We start from the raw sequence: 1,561 nt of genomic DNA, 5'->3' as shown, positions 1-1,561 counted from the left end.
GTTCGCCGACGTGCTGGACGTGGACGCCGTCGGCATCGACGACAGCTTCTTCGAGCTTGGCGGACATTCACTGCTGGCAGTCCAGCTCACCTCCCGCGTCCGGACGCTGCTCGGCGTCGAGATCGAGGTCCGCAAGCTCTTCGAGGCACCGACGGTGGCCGGACTCGCGGCGCTGCTGGACGAGGCCGGTACCGGACGGCGCCGCCCGGTGCTCCGGGCCGGGCAGCGGCCGGACCAGGTGCCGCTTTCGTTCGCCCAGCGCCGGCTGTGGTTCCTGGCACAACTGGAAGGCCCGAGCCCGACGTACAACATGCCGGCAGTCGCCCGGCTGACCGGTGACCTGGACGTCGCGGCGCTGGAGGACGCCCTGCGCGACGTGATCACCAGGCACGAGGCGCTGCGCACGATGTACCCCTCGGCTGAGGGCGAGCCGTACCAGCACATCATCGACCCTCACGAAATGCGGTGGGGCGTGCACGTGGCCCAGATCCCGCCCGAGGACGTGGCGGACGCCGTCACCCGTGCGACCCGGTACCACTTCGATCTCGCCGTGGACCTGCCGGTGCGGGCGTGGCTGTTCGAGCCGGGAACCGACGAGCGGATACTCGTGCTGTCGATCCACCACATCGCCGTCGACGGCTGGTCGATGGGCCCGCTGATGCGGGACCTCTCCACGGCCTACGCGACCCGACTGCGCGGGGAAGCGCCCGGCTGGGAGCCGCTGCCGGCCCAGTACGCGGACTATTCGCTGTGGCAGAGGGAACTGCTCGGCAGCGACGGCGATCCGGACAGCCTGCTGGCAGAGCAGGTCGGATTCTGGCGTCGAGCGCTCGCCGGCGTGCCGGAGGAACTGGCCCTGCCGCACGACCGGCCGCGGCCGGCGGCGGCCAGCCACCAAGGGCATACAGCGCCGCTGCGGGTGCCCGCCGACGTGCACCAGCGGCTGGTCGATCTCGCGCGCGCCGAGGGCGTGACCCCGTTCATGGTGCTCCAGGCCGCGCTGGCCGTGCTGCTGTCGCGGCTCGGTGCCGGCACCGACATCCCGATCGGCTCCGCGGTGGCCGGTCGGACCGACGAGGCCCTGGACGAGATGGTCGGGTTCTTCGTCAACACCTTGGTGATCCGTACGGATCTGTCGGGTGATCCGGAGTTCCGTGAGTTGCTGGCCCGGGTGCGGGAGACGACCCTCGGCGCGCTCGCGCACCAGGACGTGCCGTTCGAGCGGTTGGTGGAGGAGCTCGCCCCGGCCCGGTCGCTGGCGCGGCATCCGCTGTTCCAGGTGCTGCTCACCCTCCAGAACACGGCCGAGGTCAGGCTCGAACTGGCCGACGTGACGCTGACGCAACTGCCGACGACCCGGCCCGCGGCACGGTTCGACCTCGACGTGATGGTCGCCGAGGAGTACGACGCCGAAGGTCGCGCGAATGGGATACGCGGTGCCGTGACGGTGTCGGCGGATTTGTTCGATGAGGGGGCGGCGGTTCGGTTCGCGGGGTTGTTTGTGCGGGTGGTGGAGGTGGTGACGGGGTCGCCGGGTGTGCGGGTGCATGCGGTGGATGTG

General features: G+C 70.9%; 1 protein-coding gene. It reads left to right on the top strand.

Annotated elements, in window-relative coordinates:
• Nucleotides 1–1,561, top strand: a 1,561-nt coding sequence (locus tag ACFP2T_RS43160; protein ID WP_377432832.1) for a condensation domain-containing protein, incomplete at both ends; no start/stop codon positions are given.

Source organism: Plantactinospora solaniradicis (genome assembly GCF_042658085.1).
Lineage (GTDB): Bacteria > Actinomycetota > Actinomycetes > Mycobacteriales > Micromonosporaceae > Plantactinospora > Plantactinospora solaniradicis.
This window is presented reverse-complemented; position numbering and strand designations above follow the sequence as displayed.